At 44.4% G+C, this 16402-nt stretch carries 11 protein-coding genes; 3 read left to right on the plus strand and 8 right to left on the minus strand.

Annotated elements, in window-relative coordinates:
* Positions 1-78: 78 nt before the first annotated feature.
* The 3 genes from clpA to JX580_RS08080 are packed head-to-tail and all read right to left on the minus strand — an operon-like array spanning position 79 to position 3476.
* Positions 79-2319, minus strand: coding sequence for an ATP-dependent Clp protease ATP-binding subunit ClpA (gene clpA / locus JX580_RS08070; RefSeq protein ID WP_248850035.1), 2241 nt, complete (start codon positions 2317-2319; stop codon positions 79-81).
* An 18-nt stretch (positions 2320-2337) separates the two neighbouring features.
* Entirely contained in the window at positions 2338-2652 is a 315-nt protein-coding gene (gene clpS / locus JX580_RS08075; RefSeq protein ID WP_248850036.1) for an ATP-dependent Clp protease adapter ClpS, read from the minus strand.
* Between the two features lie 29 nt (positions 2653-2681).
* The gene (locus JX580_RS08080) at positions 2682-3476 is read right to left on the minus strand and encodes a DnaJ domain-containing protein (protein ID WP_248850037.1); all 795 of its coding nucleotides are present in this window, start codon (positions 3474-3476) and stop codon (positions 2682-2684) included.
* 122 nt (positions 3477-3598) lie between these two features.
* Between JX580_RS08080 and JX580_RS08085 the strand changes: the two genes are divergently transcribed.
* Genes JX580_RS08085 through hflD form a run of 3 tightly spaced genes read left to right on the plus strand, consistent with a single transcriptional unit; the run spans position 3599 to position 5983 of the window.
* On the plus strand, positions 3599-4153 hold the full coding sequence (locus JX580_RS08085; protein ID WP_248850038.1) for an rRNA large subunit pseudouridine synthase E: 555 nt from the start codon (positions 3599-3601) through the stop codon (positions 4151-4153).
* 27 nt (positions 4154-4180) lie between these two features.
* Positions 4181-5302 carry a tRNA 2-thiouridine(34) synthase MnmA gene (gene mnmA, locus JX580_RS08090; RefSeq protein ID WP_248850039.1) on the plus strand — a complete coding sequence of 374 codons (1122 nt, stop codon included), beginning with the start codon at positions 4181-4183 and terminating at the stop codon, positions 5300-5302.
* Between the two features lie 9 nt (positions 5303-5311).
* A complete protein-coding gene (gene hflD, locus JX580_RS08095; RefSeq protein WP_248850040.1) occupies positions 5312-5983 on the plus strand; it encodes a high frequency lysogenization protein HflD in 672 nt (223 codons plus the stop codon).
* A gap of 76 nt (positions 5984-6059) precedes the next feature.
* Here the strand turns inward: hflD and JX580_RS08100 are convergent, their stop codons facing one another.
* The 5 genes from JX580_RS08100 to JX580_RS08120 all read right to left on the minus strand — a co-directional run bounded on the left by JX580_RS08100 (position 6060) and on the right by JX580_RS08120 (position 16392).
* Positions 6060-8705 (minus strand): PAS domain S-box protein, encoded by a 2646-nt coding sequence (locus JX580_RS08100; RefSeq protein WP_248850041.1) that lies wholly within the window; start codon positions 8703-8705, stop codon positions 6060-6062.
* Positions 8702-12307 carry an EAL domain-containing protein gene (locus tag JX580_RS08105; RefSeq protein ID WP_248850042.1) on the minus strand — a complete coding sequence of 1202 codons (3606 nt, stop codon included), beginning with the start codon at positions 12305-12307 and terminating at the stop codon, positions 8702-8704. The genes JX580_RS08100 and JX580_RS08105 overlap by 4 nt, the downstream gene beginning before the upstream one ends.
* A 144-nt stretch (positions 12308-12451) precedes the next feature.
* Entirely contained in the window at positions 12452-13363 is a 912-nt protein-coding gene (locus JX580_RS08110; RefSeq protein ID WP_248850043.1) for a chemotaxis protein CheV, read from the minus strand.
* A gap of 25 nt (positions 13364-13388) precedes the next feature.
* Positions 13389-15884: a methyl-accepting chemotaxis protein gene (locus JX580_RS08115; RefSeq protein WP_248850044.1), complete on the minus strand. Its 2496-nt coding sequence runs from the start codon at positions 15882-15884 to the stop codon at positions 13389-13391.
* A gap of 70 nt (positions 15885-15954) precedes the next feature.
* On the minus strand, positions 15955-16392 hold the full coding sequence (locus JX580_RS08120) for a rhodanese-like domain-containing protein (RefSeq protein WP_248850045.1): 438 nt from the start codon (positions 16390-16392) through the stop codon (positions 15955-15957).
* Positions 16393-16402: the final 10 nt, after the last annotated feature.

Raw genomic sequence — 16402 nt, forward strand, 5'->3', positions numbered from 1 at the left:
GCAACCAGGCCTGGTTGCTTAATTCTTGCTGCCTATCGAACTAATACTCAAATAATTGATGAATTTGAGCAAGTCCAACTATAACGAAGTGACCTGAAAGCTAAGCTGATCTTCAGACAAATCAATGGTCACCTCACCGCCCTGTTGCAGCTCACCAAACAGCAGTTTTTCAGCCAAAGGCTGTTTAATTTGTTCTTGAATCAAACGATTCATCGGACGTGCACCCATTTGTGGGTCAAACCCTTTTTTCGCCAGCCAATCTCGCGCCGCTGCTGTCAAAACAAGAGTTACCTTTTTCTCTAACAAGCTTTGCTCAAGAGCATAAATAAATTTATTAACTACCGAACCCATCGAGGTTTCAGATAGGCGATTAAACTGAATAACAGCATCCAATCGATTTCTGAACTCCGGCTTAAACTGCTTTTTGAGCTCGGCATTAAAATCCATTGTATGATCCTGCTCGGTAAAGCCTATACTGGCACGACTCATCTGTTCTGCACCGACATTCGAAGTCATAATCAAAATCACATTTCTGAAATCGACCTTGCGACCATTGTTATCGGTCAAGGTACCGTGATCCATCACCTGCAATAAAAGGTTATAAACATCCGGGTGCGCCTTTTCAATTTCGTCTAGCAACACCACCGAATGTGGCTGTCGATTGACTGCCTCAGTCAATAACCCGCCTTGATCAAAACCAACATAACCCGGTGGGGCACCGATTAAACGCGATACCGTATGCCGCTCCATGTACTCTGACATATCAAAACGCACCAACTCAACACCCAAATGCTTTGCCAATTGCTGTGTGAGTTCGGTTTTCCCTACCCCGGTTGGACCCGCAAACAAAAAACTGCCTGTCGGTTTATCCGCATGTGCCAGACCAGAACGAGCCAACTTAATCGCCGACACCACCTGGGTGATCGCATGATCTTGACCAAACACAACGCGTTGTAAACTGGCTTCAAGATCAAACAATTTATCTTTTTCTTTTTGTGTAATATTTGCAATCGGAATACGGGCAATATTTGCCACTACCTGCTGAACTTCAGCAACACCAATCTGTTTTCGACGGCGACTAGCAGGCATTAAACGTTGCTTAGCGCCTGCTTCGTCAATCACATCAATCGCTTTATCCGGTAAATGTCGATCAGTAATATAGCGCTCTGCCAATTCAGCGGCTGCTTTTAAAGCCGGTTGAGTATATTTAACCTCATGATGAGACTCAAACTGCTCCTTCAAGCCTTTTAAAATCTCAAACGTCTCATTCACCGTCGGCTCTCGGACTTCTACCTTCTGAAAGCGTCGTGCTAACGCACGGTCTTTTTCAAAAATACCCCGATATTCCTCATAGGTCGTCGCGCCGATACAACGCAATTTGCCATTGGCTAAGGCCGGTTTCATTAAATTAGACGCATCCATTGCGCCCCCCTGAACCGCACCCGCACCAATAATAGTATGAATTTCATCTATAAACAAAATAGCATGTGGCTGCTTAGCTAATTCATTAAGCAAGGCTTTAAAACGTTTTTCGAAATCACCTCGGTAACGGGTTCCTGCCAATAACGCACCCATATCTAAACTATAGACCACGGCATCAGCTAAACTCTCAGGCACATCACCATGCACAATTTTATGCGCTAAGCCTTCGGCAATCGATGTTTTACCCACCCCGGGTTCACCGACTAACAAGGGATTATTTTTACGACGACGACTTAAAATCTCCAGCGTACGATTCAACTCCCACTGGCGACCAATCATCGGGTCAATTCGTCCCTCTAAAGCCTGCTGATTAAGATTGACACTAAATTGGGTCAACGCCTCTGCCGACTCTGATTGAGATGTGTTTGGCTCGCTCTGCTCAGTAGACTGGTAAAAATCTTCTTCTTGAGAAGAGACCACCCCATGCGAAAGATAACTGAGCACATCCACTCGATGAATCCCCTGAGACTGTAAAATAAACACAGCGTGTGAATCCGGCTCGGCAAACATCGCGGCTAAAAGATGCACCCCCTGAACCTCGTTATAGCCATTCGATTGCACCATATATATCGCCCGCTCAATCACACGTTGAAAACTCATTGAGGGATGAATTTCTTGCCGGTCCGAATTAACAACGACCGGCTCCGTTTCCAAAAACTGCTCCAGCTCGGCTTCAATCTGCTCCAACTTGGCTCCACAAGCCAGCACCACCTCTTGAATATCAGGCAAACTCAATAGTTCAAGCAATAGGTGCTCAAGGGTCACAAACTCATGTTCATACTCATGCGCCATTCCAAACGCATTACTCAGTGACATCTGCACAGATTTACTTAACATAGACTTTTCTCAATCAGATTATTCGGCTTCGATTTGACACATTAGCGGATGTTGATTTTGGCGGGCATATTGATTCACTTGATAAGCCTTGGTTTCAGCCACCTCTCGGCTATAAACACCACATATCCCTTTACCTTGATGATGTACCGCCAACATCACCTGCACAGCCTTATCTTCATCCATAGCAAAAAACTTAATCAAGACCTCAACCACAAACTCCATCGGGGTGAAATCATCATTCAGCAATACCACCTTGTAACGTTTAGGCGGTTTAGCTTTCTGCTTAACAGGGTCAAGAACTAGATTATCACTGGTTTGATCAAAATGAGACATAATTTTTTTATTTCAAGATTTTTGAATAATTAAGCAGCAATCAGGCGTGCGTAAAGATGACCTGCCAAACCGCGTTCATCGGATGGCAAACCTTTGTTTTGAATTTTAATAAACTCGTTTTGGTTATAATTGACAGGCACCACCAAGGTCAATGCACCGACCGGTGAATCAAATTGCACAGTTCCTCCGGGGATAAGCAAACTCTTAGGCACCTTTACCTCACCATACAGATCTGCGCCCTGCAACTTCCAACTCAAGCTTTCTTGGTTAATTTTAAAACTAACCAGATAATCCCCCGGCTGCCCACCGAATAAACCCTGGTAGCCCTTGCCTTTCAAACGGAAGGTCTTGCCATCAAAAGCTTCTCGGGTAAATTTCATCTTCACTTTAAGACCGGGAATATAAAAATGCCCCTGTTGCAGCAAGCGTATGGCATAACGTAGGGTTAGAGGATAACATATTACACGATCTTTACCATTAATGGGGGCACGAGACCATTTGCTGTGCGCTTGGTAATCCTGACGTTGAAAGCCCTCATTATGAGTGGTCTGTGTTTCTTGATGCGACCCATAGCGTGAATGGGAAGAACCCGTTGTAAATCGACTGAACGCTCGGCAATAAGCCTCTCTATGCTTACTAAGAACCTCATAAGCCTCAGAGATTTCTTGAAACTTAAGTGTGGCGTTCGGCATTTTAGAAACATCAGGATGATAACGACGCGCCAACCTGCGATAGGTCAGCTTAATCGTTTTTTCGCAGGCCTGGTTATGCAACCCCAAAACTGCAAAATAATCTTTATTGGCATCAAAGTGTTGAGTGAACATGCTTTGAAAAGATTCCCTAGTTAGTCAAAAAATTCTGTCGCAAACTTTAAGCAATATAAATGCCAGAATTAAGCCATCATCAAAAATGTCTATTCGTCTAAAATTAAGATACAATTTGTACTATGCCAAAAATACTCTTATTTAACAAGCCTTTCGATGTGCTTTGTCAATTTACAGACGAGTTAGGACGACCTACACTCGCCGACTACATCCATCAACCCGAGTTTTATGCAGCGGGTCGCTTAGATCGTGACAGCGAAGGATTGCTGTTATTGACTGATAATGGGCGATTACAACAACAGATCACTGATCCTAAGTTCAAGCTTGCCAAAACCTATTTAGTTCAAGTCGAAGGTGAAGTCGATACCCTTGCACTCAAACAACTGAGTCAAGGTGTTAGGCTTAAAGATGGCCTAACCCTTCCCGCTGAAGCTAAAAGAATCGAGCAACCCGACTGGCTATGGCCTAGGAATCCACCAATCCGAGAACGAAAAACCATCCCAACCAGTTGGTTAGCCTTAACCATTCGAGAAGGCAAAAACCGCCAAGTAAGGCGCATGACTGCTGCGGTTGGCTTCCCAACCCTGCGTTTGATACGAAGCCAAATCGGTCCATTTCAATTAGGCGCATTACAACCGGGCGAAAGCCAAATGCTGACTACGAATCTGTTAAAATAAACGATCAAATAACTGCTTAAAGAAACTATGAATCAAAATACCAAAGTAATTGTCGGCCTGTCAGGTGGCGTTGACTCCTCAGTGACCGCGCTGCTGCTCAAACAACAGGGCTACCAAGTTGAAGGCCTGTTTATGAAAAACTGGGAAGGTGACGACACCGATGACTACTGCCCAGCCGCCGAAGATTTAAAGGATGTCTTCAGCATTTGTGAGCAACTGGATATCCCTTTGCATGTCGAAAACTTTTCTAAAGATTACTGGGATCGGGTTTTTGAACACTTTCTTGCTGAATACCAAGCAGGTCGCACCCCTAACCCAGATATTTTGTGCAATAAAGAAATTAAGTTTAAAGCCTTTTTAGACCATGCGCTTAATCTAGGTGCGGATAAAATTGCCACCGGGCATTATGCACGTGTTGCCCAAACTGCCACCGGCGAATACCAACTCCTTAAAGGCCTAGACTCCAATAAAGATCAAAGCTATTTTCTCTACACGCTACAACAAAAAGCACTCAGTAAAACCCTGTTTCCTGTTGGCGAATTGCATAAACCGGAAGTACGCTCTCTCGCAGAACAAGCAGGCCTGGTAGTGCACAACAAAAAAGACAGTACCGGTATTTGTTTTATCGGTGAACGCAAGTTTAAAGACTTTTTGCAGCGTTACCTGCCGGCTCAACCCGGCGATATCATCAAACCCGATGGCCGCATTATTGGGCAGCATGAAGGCCTGATGTACTATACGCTCGGTCAACGAAAAGGTTTAGGGATTGGTGGCGGGCATGGTGATTCTGATGCCCCTTGGTTTGTCGCTGATAAAAACTTGGCAACCAATCAACTGATTGCCGTTCAAGGTGAAGCCCATAGCTTATTACACCATCGTGCCTTAATTGCGCATCAATGTGACTGGACTAAGGGTCAAGCACCGGCAATTGACCTAGCTTTAAAAGCCAAAATACGCTATCGCCAACAAGAGCAGCCTTGTCAAATCAAAAAACTCGGCAAGGATAAAATATGGGTTGAATTCGATCAACCTCAAAAAGCCATTACCCCTGGCCAGTCGATTGTTTTTTATCAAGACCAGGTGTGCTTAGGCGGAGCTGTAATTGCGCAACGAGCACATAGCCTTGCTGAATTAACTGAAAAAATATAAAGGAAGCCCATGTCAAACTATACAGATCAAGATCGTGCGCTGGCGCTAATTGGCATTTATCAAGCGTCTAAACTGGTATTTGATCTCGCCACCACCGGCAAACTCGATGAAAGCGCCTTCAAAACTACGATTAACTCGTTGTTTGCAGAAAACCCAACGAGCACATTAGATGTCTATGGCGATGATGCGATGAACATCCAACTAGGTGTTCGCACCCTGCTTTCACAAATGGGATCAAGCGACGCGCCCGAAATTCGCAACCTAGAAATTACACGCTATGCACTTAGCCTTATACTGCTCGAACGCAGCGTAATAAAAGAGGATGGTGCACTAGATAAAATTGCCCGCACCCTTGAAACAGCTAAAACCCAGCGCGCTCACTTTGGCGATTGGCATGAAAATGTCATAGCTTCAATTGCTCGCGCTTATACAGAAAATGTCAGCAATTTAAATCCACGCATTATGGTCAAAGGCCAACACGGTCACCTGCAAAACCCACATAATGCTAATAAAATTCGCGCACTACTACTTGCGGGCATCCGTTCTGCCCTGCTGTGGCGTCAAGTCGGCGGCTCTCGCTGGGGCTTGATTTGGAGCCGTAAAAAATACTTGCGAAGCGCACAAGCGCTAAATCGAACCCCACCCAGAGATCCAAATGAGTCACTCTTCCGCAAACACTGATCCTTAAAATCATAAAAAGCCTGACCCCAATGGGTCAGGGTCAGGGTCAGGGTCAGCGCTGAATCAACCCGTTAAATCAACCATTTGGCTTCAACCAATGATGAAGTTTATCAGAAAGAACTTGAGGGTTAATGGGTTTGGCAACATAATCATTCATACCACTCGCATAACAGCGCTCTTCATCCCCTTGCATCGCATTAGCGGTTAAAGCAATTACCGGAATGGTTTTATTAATGCTGTCAGAGTCGCGTAATTCTTTGGTAGCGGTATAGCCATCTTTAATCGGCATTTGGCAATCCATTAATACCAAATCAAAAGGCTGCTCAGCAAGAAGCTCCAAAGCCTGTTGGCCGTTATTGGCCACCTCCGGGCTTAACCCAAGTCGCTTTAATAAAGCCAGCGCTAATTTTTGGTTTACCAGATTATCTTCAACGAGCAGTACCTTGGCTTGTTCGAATAGAATCTCAGTCCGAAGCTCTGGCTGAGTAGATTGTTGCAACATAGTAGCGGACTGGCTAGAAGGATGAATCCAATGCGATAGATTAGCGTATTTTACCGGCTTAATACGCACCTTAACGCCCAGTCTATTCATCTGCTCACGCCACTCACTGGCTTGCTTGTGGCCGACCATCAAACTCACGCTACTATGGTGAGCCTTAATGTCATTAATCAGACTCAGTGGCCGATCATAGCAACGAATAATTTCGCCCATGTCCAACCAAACCGGTATCGCTGGATCAAGCTGGGCTTCATTTAAAGTCATCAAACTAAAAGGCATGACTTCGATATTGAGTTGTGCGAACTGCTTGATATACAAATCACGCAACAAATTATCCTTCATGACCCATGCCAACCTAACCGGCTTCAGCATGGGCCGCAAACAAGGTTCAGCAACCGCCCCTGTCAATGGCAAAGAAAAATAAAACCGTGAGCCCTTACCTAATTGACTCTCAACAGCGATCTGCCCGCCTAACAACTCAACTAGTTGGCGCGAAATCGCCAAGCCTAATCCCGTGCCGCCAAAACCTCGGGTTGATGAACTATCAACCTGACTAAACGCACCAAATAATTTCGCCTGGCCTTCTTCCGAAATACCCATTCCTGAATCAATAACTTCAAATTGAATTACTTCAGCAGCCAGGCTAGTCACATTTAAATATACCGCACCCTTTGTTGTAAACTTAATACCATTACCAAGCAGGTTAATTAAAATCTGACGCAGACGAACCGGATCTGTTTTAATCCTAGCGGGCATACTAGGGGCGATGAAATAACCCAAACTTATATCCTTCGCCTGCGCACTGGGAGCGACCATATCTATCACCCCATCAAGCAGCGCAATCAAGTCCACCGTCTCTAGAGCGATTTCTAACTTACCGGCCTCTATTTTTGAAAAATCTAAGATATCGTTGATAATGCCTAACAACGAATCCGCGCTCGACTTAACCGTGAGAGTTAACTCCCTCTGCTCTGGGGTAAGAGAGGTATCTAATAGCAACCCGGTCATGCCAATTACCCCATTCATTGGCGTGCGGATCTCATGGCTCATATTGGCTAAAAACTCAGACTTCATTTTGGCGGATTGAACGGCCTGATCGCGGGCTTTTTCAATTTCTATTTGCGCCTTTTTACGCTCGGTGACATCACGAATCACCCCGGTAAACAAACGTTTATTTCCTTCCCAAACCTCACTGACGGCTAGATCAATTGGAATCACCTTCCCACTTTTGGTTAAAGCTTCCACATGCCGAGTAAAACCAATGACCTTCGGATGGCCTTCGCTGATATAACGTTTAATATACTCATCATGATATGTTTTATCAGGTTCAGGCACAATCACCTTAATGTTTTGACCCACCAATTCATCAACACGATAACCCAGCACCTGCAGCACCGAATGATTAGCTTCTAACACTCGGCCTTTTTCATCAATCACGATAATAGCATCGACCACCGAATCCATTATCGACTGGGTTTTTTGTTGCTGGCGTTTGGCTTCGGCAGTGGTTTGCTTGTTACGTCGCAAGACCAAGCCAAGCATCAATAAGGCTACCACTGCCATCACTACCATTGACACAAAGGTACGCATGGCTGAGGCTTCATTCTTAATATGCAATGAAGAAACAGGCCTGGTGACCTCTAATACACCGCGTACATCGCCTAATTTCCAATCTGTTTTAGGCGTACCAGGGTAGCTATTATGACAAGCCACACAAGACTCGGTTAAAATATCGGCCACCGCATAACGTAACACCCGAGTCCCATCTTCAAGCGTTTCATGACGGATAAAATAAGCTTCTGGGTTATCGCGCAAATAGGCCATGGCATCACGTTCAAACTCATCGTGTAAACCGCCACCTTTTCGCCAGCTAAAGGGTAGATCACTGTATAGGCGCACATTGTAATTACTATCGAATGATAACTTATCGCCAAAATCAATCGCAAAGGTTGCTGGCAGCGGCACCGTACCCGGAATATTCAAATAATCATGGGTAATCGGCACATTATGCTGACGAACAGCGGGGACGATAGTATCCGCATAGAAGTTCCTAAACTGCGCCACCGAACCAGAAAAATTACGGGCATCTTCCAATGCGACTTGATTTAAATGGCGCTCCGACGTATTGATATGCAACCAAAAAACTAATGATATTCCGACTACTAACAACAGCGCAATAATGGGTGCTAAATAGTCAACTATCCATAAATAAAACCTTTTCACAGCGCACCTTCCCTGTTATTCCAGCGTTTTAACCAGGCCAGCAACTCGCCCTCAGGCATCGGACGTGCAATCGCATAACCCTGTGCGATGTCACAGCCCAACGCCATCAAAAACTCACCATGTTCCGCTGTCTCAACACCTTCTGCAATGACAACACGTTGAAATGCTTCAGACAAGCCAATCACGCCTTTCAGAATAGCCAAATCGTCTGCATCGACTAACATGTCGCGAACAAAGCTTTGATCAATTTTTAAAGTTTGCACCGGCAAACGCTTTAAGTAACTTAACGAAGAGTAACCTATACCAAAATCATCCAGTGAAAAAGTTACCCCCACTTCCGTGAGTTGTTTGATGATATGCGTCATGCCGGCAATATCATGCAAAGCACTGGTTTCAATAATCTCTAACTCAAGGTCACCTGGTTTAAGGCTTGGATGCTGAGCCAGCTTCTGCTTAACCTTATCGACAAAGTCATCCTGCGCCAACTGGACTGCATCCACATTAACGCTAATCGGTAGCTCAATCCCCTGTGCACGCCAGGCTTCTATTTGCATCATCGCTTGGCTCATTACCCAATCACCCAAAACCACCATCAGAGGATGGTTCATCAAAAACGGCAAAAAATCAACTGGCGAACGAAACCCTTCGGTGGGGTCATTCCAACGAATCAACGCTTCAACGCCAATCACCTTAGATAATCGCATATTCACCTTAGGTTGATAATAGAGCTCAAATTCATTAAGGGTAATCGCTCGTGCAATACGATCAACCATTTCATGATAATCACGTTGGCTTTTGTCTTCTTCCGCATCAAACAAATGGAAGCGATTTTTACCTGACAACTTAGCCTGATACATCGCCTGGTCAGCCTGTCTTAAAAGCTGATCTGCATCAATTGAATCAAATTGAGGGAAGAAGCTCACGCCGATACTGGCTGAAACCCGTAAGTACTGACCCTGATATTCAACAGGTTCAGACGCAGCTTTCAGTAAACGATTTAACAAAGGAATACACAGATCCTGATCTGGAATATCAACCAACAACGCAACAAACTCATCCCCACCGATTCGAGCCAGCGTATCAATTTCGCGCAGAACATGCTTCATTCGATCAGATAACTGAATCAGTAACTGGTCACCGACGTCATGACCAAAGCGGTCGTTAATATCTTTAAAGCCATCAAGATCCAAATAAACCGCGCCAACCATCATTTCACGACGTGCTGCATGTGCCATCGCTTGTTTTAATCGGTCAGCCAACAACACACGGTTAGGTAAACCCGTTAAAGAATCATAGTGCGCAATATATTCCAATTGAGATTGATGCGCTTTCTGCATACTAATATCAGAAAATAAACCGACATAACGCAGCACCCGCCCCTGATCGTCTTTTATTCGGCTCAGGGTCAAAATCTCTGGGAAGACCTCACCATTTTTACGACGGTTCCAAATCTCACCGCGCCAATGCCCCGTGTTAACCAAGCACGACCAGAGCTCTTCATAAAATGCTTTTGAGTGCTTGTCAGACTTTAAAAAACGAGGGTTCTTGCCTATCGCCTCTGCGCGTGAGTAACCGGTAATCTCAACAAAAGCACTATTTACGTCTTCGATTAATCCTTGATGGTCCGTAATCATAATGCCTTCATTCGCATGCTCAAAAACGCTGGCGGCCTGATTGAGGTAAGACTCGGTTTTTTCTCTTTGCTTTACGTTTACCATCAAATCGGCAAACAAAACCAATAACTCTTGCTCCAGAGCCCCCACTTTACGTTGTGAAGGCGCAACAATATCAATCCCAACAAAACCTAAACACTGATCAGCTAAAAGAAGCGGTACCGCAATCAAGCTCTGGATATTTTGCGCCATTAAAGTCTGACGAACGACGGGGTTAGCAATACTTGATAAATCATCAATAATTAAGGACTCACCTCGGGTATGAACCTCTACCCAATCTTCAAACAAGTCCATATGCAAATTCTGTAAATGTTGTATCTGAGGCTCTACACCAACCTCACACCATTCAAAGCTATTCGATGCCTGCTTGGCAACAAAGTCATAATCAAATACATAGACACGATCAACGGCAAAAAACTTACCAATTTCCGACAAAGCATTTTTGATTTCAGTCTCAATCTCAGTCAGTGAAACATTAATAAACGCAGTCGCCAGCTTCTGTAGCAACCGCCGATACTCAGTTTGCCGAAACAGGGTCGCTTCTGCACGTTTTCGTTCAATCACACTGCCCAGCACACTGGCTAGGGTTTTCAACATCATCAGCTGATTGGTATCCCAGACTTTTTCCTTGCTGACACTATCAAGACCAATAAAGCCAATCAACTTACCTTCACGCCCATGCATACCAACGCAAGCAAGCGACTGAATACCTTGTAATTCAAACTCTGTTTTCTCCAGCACGGCTTGCTCAGGCAAATCAACGACCCTAGCAATCATAATTTGATTATGCTCAAACAGCTGTTGTTGAAACCAGGGTAAAGCCGACATTTCAAGTTGCTGAATGCGTTGCCTTTGGCTTTCAACCCCCGATGAGCACCATTCATGTGTATTCGACATGTACAGGCCGTCATCGGTAAACTGAAATAAATAACAACGCTCCGCAACTAATAATCGACCCAAAGCCTCTAATGCATGACTAACTGCAAGATCAAAGGACTCTTCAAAAGAAGCACTAGCTAGTGCATTCGCTGTTTGTAGGGCAACTTTCTCAAAATCTAACTGATGCTCTAAACGAAATAACGCTTCGTTACGCATGATCTCCGAAGCAATCGGCTCGACAAAAATTTCAAGCAATGCGCCTGCTAAACGAGTAATATCCTTTGCCAGCGGTTGATGACCTGATGCCACAATAATTCCCAGCAGCCGCCCATCCTTACTGAACAAAGGTGAGCCGACATAGGCATTCAGATTCATTTCAACTAGCAGCTTATCTTCAGGAAACATTTTTTGAATATCATCAGGATAAACCTTAACACCATGCTCCAACACCTGTTCACAAGGTGAGCCCTTAAGGGCATAGCGAAAAGGCAATAAGGGCTGGCCGTCGGCCCAACCGGTGATAACTTCAACAGAATGCGTTTTTGGCTCATAACGCCCAACAAAAGCGATATCCGTTCGCAATAAATCGTTAATATAATGACAAGCGGCCTGATAGTACTCGCTACCAACCAGATTCACCAAATCGTGATTTAAACGAGTTAGCGCTCGTTTAACCAACTGTTTTTCAATCAAGTTTCTAACACGCGCCTGCAAGATTGGCAAAACAAAAGGTTTGGAGATAAAATCATCCGCCCCTAACTTTAACCCGCTGATCTGAGTTTCCGCACGATCATCCGCCGTTAGCAAAACGACCGCTAAATGTTTACCCCAAGCCTCGGAACGTAAACGCTGGAGTGTTTCCAGACCGTCAATACCCGGCATCATCACATCCAGCAAAATCAAATCCGGCTGGAGACTTTCAGCCAATTTAAGTGCCTGATATCCAGAAGTAGCAATATGCAAACTGTAGTCTTGTGACAAGGCACTCGACAACATTTTCAAGTTGGTTGGATGGTCATCGACCAGTAAAATTTTAGCTTTAGATAACATGACGGAGTGCAGACATTTTTGAAACCAACATATTACAAGCCAAGGTACAGTAACCAGGCCTGCTATTGGAATAGGATAGGCATTGATCCGTTTTATTTAAAACTATGAGTAAGCAAAAATAAAACGGCATGGGAATGAAATTCATTAATGCTGGAAATACTTTTTTATTACCGCCACAATTTCTTTAGTATCAATCTTACCAATAAACGCATCAGCGCCCAAATCTGTTGCTTGACGCTTGGAATCGCTTACCGTCATCGAAGAATGAACCACCACTGGAATTTTTAACCCCATTTTCTCTTTTATCGTGCGAATCACAGTATGACCCGATACATTAGGCATTTCAAGATCAGTAATTACCAAGCCCACCTTATCACGATTTTCCTCGACCTGAAGAAAATCAATAATACCGGCCCCATCTTCATAAACCTTATGCTCGATCCCCAAGTTTTCCAAAACCGCTTTAACATAACCACGAATACTAGCTTGATCATCAGCAAACAAAATGATCTTCTCAAAGGTCTGTCCCAAAGAAGCTACCTGCGCTTCTTTTTCTAAATCCGTGCCTGATATTTCAGCAATCATCTGCTCGACATCCATTACCAAACACAACTGGTCTTCAATTCGAGTTTGAGAAACAATTTTTCGCGCATTCTTATCGGTTTGTTGAATTTCTTTCCAATCTTTTTCAGCCACACCATGAATATAAGCCACTAACAAACCAATCGTTTGATGGTTTACTTCACAAACTATAATGACACTGCGATCGGTAGCCTGTTGTTTTTCATAACCAAACCACTGCGCCGTATCATAAACACTAATATATTCACCGCGCACCGAAATGACGCCCTTAAAGAACTCAGCCGCACTGGTACTAGACATGGTGATCGGATATTCAGAGGCGTTTAAAACTTCTTTGATTTTAAAAATATTCATTGCATAAAATGCATTACGACTAAAATCAGCATCATGCTCGTTAACCAGCTTAAAAATCATTAAACTCATCGAGTTATTTTTACTTAAATTTGCTGTTTTATCTATCGTATTTAAATCCATGACGAACTGCTCCTCAATCCGATCGCTAAAATTCCGCCCACTCTTCGTGAGCATCAACCTTCTTTTCCACCTTGTTTACTTTAGACGCTGATTTTATCACGACTGGTTGTGATTTGGCTTGCGCCTCCGGTTCTGCTAAGCGAACCCTAGCCCTATCCACCTTGTCATTATGACCCAATTGGGCAACGGATGCTTCACTTATTTTGAAGCGTGACATCAATAGGGTTAACTGATCAGAAACCAATTGCATCTGCTCTACAGACTGGCGTGTTTGCTTCACCAAATCCGCATTTTGCTGGGTCACCCCCTCAATATGTCCAACGGATTGATTCACTTCCAAAACCCCTTGGGCTTGCTGTGCTGAAGACTCGGTAATGGATGACACAATCTGTTGCATTTTACTGGTTTCATTAGTAATCCGCTCTAGGAAACCATTAACATGATCCACTTTTGCAACCCCTTGTTCAACCGAATGCACGGCCTTATCAATCAGGCCGCCAATGTTTTTGGCTGCATCGGCTGACTTACCGGCAAGGGTTCTCACCTCACCCGCTACTACCGCAAAACCTCGACCATGATCCCCGGCTCGAGCCGCCTCCACCGCCGCATTCAAGGCTAACAAGTTTGTTTGAAACGAAATCGAATCAATCAAGGAAGTAATATCCTGAATTTGAGAGGACACGGCCTTAATACCCTGCATCGCCTTCTGAGTCTCGCCCATCGACGCATTAGTATCATGCAACAAACGCGTTTGTTCCTGTGCAATCTGATGCGCACGCTCTGTTGAAGCTGCATTCGATGCCACCAACTTTGAAGTGTGACTCATTGCAGAACGCGTCTCTTCAAGTGAAGTAGCTTGTTGACGCGTACGATCATCTAAAGCCACCGCACCTTCTGCCAACTGACTAACCGAATCAACAATCGCCACCACTGATCGGTTTACTGTAGCAATCGTTTGACCTAAATCCAACATAGATTGATTAATCGCTTGCTGAGCTTCAAGCATTGCAAACTTATAGTCGCCCTCAATCGCCTGGGTAAAATCACCATTAGCAATACGTCGCGAAGCAGATACCACCTCTGAAAAACCCTGGGAAAGGTTATTAATAGAGTCGTTAATCGCTGACACCAAAACCGCCAACTCACCACGCGCGGAAACCTCAACCACCTCTGAAAAATCTGAATCTTTGATCTTCGCCATTACCCGATTCACTTCATCAAAAATAGAGGACAAACTTTGGGTTAAATCATTCATCTTGTTTTGGATTGTACCCTGAACCCGTGGATCCATCTTAACGTTCAAATCTCCTTGATAAAGCGACGTAACCACCCTTTCGAGCTCACCCATCGTAAACCTTACCGATTCCACCGAACCATTTAAACCTTGCGCAAAATAAGCCAAATCTCCATGATAATCACCTGGATTAAGTTGCTGCTCAAAATTGCCCTTAGACACCGCTTCTAAAACACGATTAGACTCACCAACAAGTTGGTCAACTAACCCTAACACCTGGTTAATCGCCTGCGCTGACTGCGCAATTTCATCTTGTCCTTTAATTTCCAATCGCTTAGACAAATCACCTTGAGCTTCAATCTCAGCGGCGATTTCACGCATCTGCACAAGCGGTCTTAACTTAATTGAAACAAAAACATAGGTCGCCACCACCGCGATAATCAACCAGCCAATAATCGCCAACAAGCCAACCAACGTGGCGCGATTGGCAAGTTTATAAGCCTCTGTTTCATCAACAAAGGTCGTCAATACTCCAATCCTTTGACCCTGGTAATCCTGAAGGGGCGAGCCCACCACGCTGTAGGTTTTAGCATTAAAGTCCAGTGAGGCTTTTGCAAGTTGACCAACTCTATCGCCAGCAAGCTCAATAATCGCTTCAGCTTGGTCATGCGCTGCGATAATATCGCCGGACATAGCGGTAAATACCCAGTATTCAGCACCCGTTAAACGACTAAGTTGTGCAAAAGTTTGATGAGGGTCAGTATAAAAGTGAAGCGCTGCAAAGGTTTTTCCACGTTGCGTTAACGGGAAAGCAAAGTGATTTTGTAACACACCGTTGTAAACCTCCAAACCGCTTTTAATCAAGGTCTGGTCCATTGCTTGCTGCACCACAGAAAGGCCTAGATTACGTCCTATCTCCTCTTTATTACGGGAGTAGAGAATTACCCCCTGCCGGTCCACAACCCTAAGCCCGGTTATAATTTCACTGGCCGCTAGACGATTTTCATAAGTAAAAGCATGGCGACCAATTTCATCAATATTACGCTTAAGCACCGCCTCTAATAACAAAGGATTGCGTGTAGCCTGGGTTAAATTCTCACTCAAGCGCAATGTCGCATTGGCACTCATTCTGGCAACCAGGCCTGCTTGAGATTGTGCACGCTCTTGATAAATTTGATGACCCGCACGCTGTTCTTCAAAATAATTGAGTGTAAAAAGAATAGCCGCCGTCACCAGAACAGCCCCCACTGCAAAAGCAGCAAGTTGGTTTTTAAGACTTTGAAACATAGATAACCCCATTAAAAATCCGCTTTTTATTTTGACTTTTGACTTTTGACTTTTGCTGTATCGATTAAAACTATTCAAACGGACTGCCAGTTCTTAACCACTCAGGATAACCTAATCTAAAATAATATACATTTGTAAAGCCCCAGTTCAGCAAATCCTTAGCAAGATGCGCTGCTCTATGACAGGCTTCCGCATTACAGTAGGCAACAATCGGTGCATCTTTTGAACCAACATAATCTAAAACAGTTTGAGGGTTGTAAATGGGCTTACCACGTTCCATATGTAATGCGCCCGGAATACGTCCCGCCTCCCAATCAGCGACTGACCGGGGATCAACAAAAAAAGCACCCTGTAACCAAAGCTGCCTTGCCTCATCGGCCGTTACACTCGTTGCCCCTTGCACACTGACTGGCGAAGGGTTACCAGCATAAAGCTGCTGACCATAAAACAAACTCAAGATAGCAAACAACGCCAAAACAAAATAACGTTTACCCAATGCTTGTCTCATCTGAAACCTC

The sequence above is a fragment of the Thiomicrospira microaerophila genome (genome assembly GCF_023278225.1).
In the GTDB taxonomy this organism is placed as follows: domain Bacteria; phylum Pseudomonadota; class Gammaproteobacteria; order Thiomicrospirales; family Thiomicrospiraceae; genus Thiomicrospira; species Thiomicrospira microaerophila_A.

What these genes read in the sequence shown, in the direction of transcription:
- clpA (WP_248850035.1), bottom strand. Translation starts at nt 2,319, where the DNA reads ATGTTAAGTAAATCTGTGCAGATGTCACTGAGTAATGCGTTTGGAATG.
- clpS (WP_248850036.1), bottom strand. Translation starts at nt 2,652, where the DNA reads ATGTCTCATTTTGATCAAACCAGTGATAATCTAGTTCTTGACCCTGTT.
- JX580_RS08080 (WP_248850037.1), bottom strand. Translation starts at nt 3,476, where the DNA reads ATGTTCACTCAACACTTTGATGCCAATAAAGATTATTTTGCAGTTTTG.
- JX580_RS08085 (WP_248850038.1), top strand. Translation starts at nt 3,599, where the DNA reads ATGCCAAAAATACTCTTATTTAACAAGCCTTTCGATGTGCTTTGTCAA.
- mnmA (WP_248850039.1), top strand. Translation starts at nt 4,181, where the DNA reads ATGAATCAAAATACCAAAGTAATTGTCGGCCTGTCAGGTGGCGTTGAC.
- hflD (WP_248850040.1), top strand. Translation starts at nt 5,312, where the DNA reads ATGTCAAACTATACAGATCAAGATCGTGCGCTGGCGCTAATTGGCATT.
- JX580_RS08105 (WP_248850042.1), bottom strand. Translation starts at nt 12,307, where the DNA reads ATGTTATCTAAAGCTAAAATTTTACTGGTCGATGACCATCCAACCAAC.
- JX580_RS08110 (WP_248850043.1), bottom strand. Translation starts at nt 13,363, where the DNA reads ATGGATTTAAATACGATAGATAAAACAGCAAATTTAAGTAAAAATAAC.
- JX580_RS08115 (WP_248850044.1), bottom strand. Translation starts at nt 15,884, where the DNA reads ATGTTTCAAAGTCTTAAAAACCAACTTGCTGCTTTTGCAGTGGGGGCT.
- JX580_RS08120 (WP_248850045.1), bottom strand. Translation starts at nt 16,392, where the DNA reads ATGAGACAAGCATTGGGTAAACGTTATTTTGTTTTGGCGTTGTTTGCT.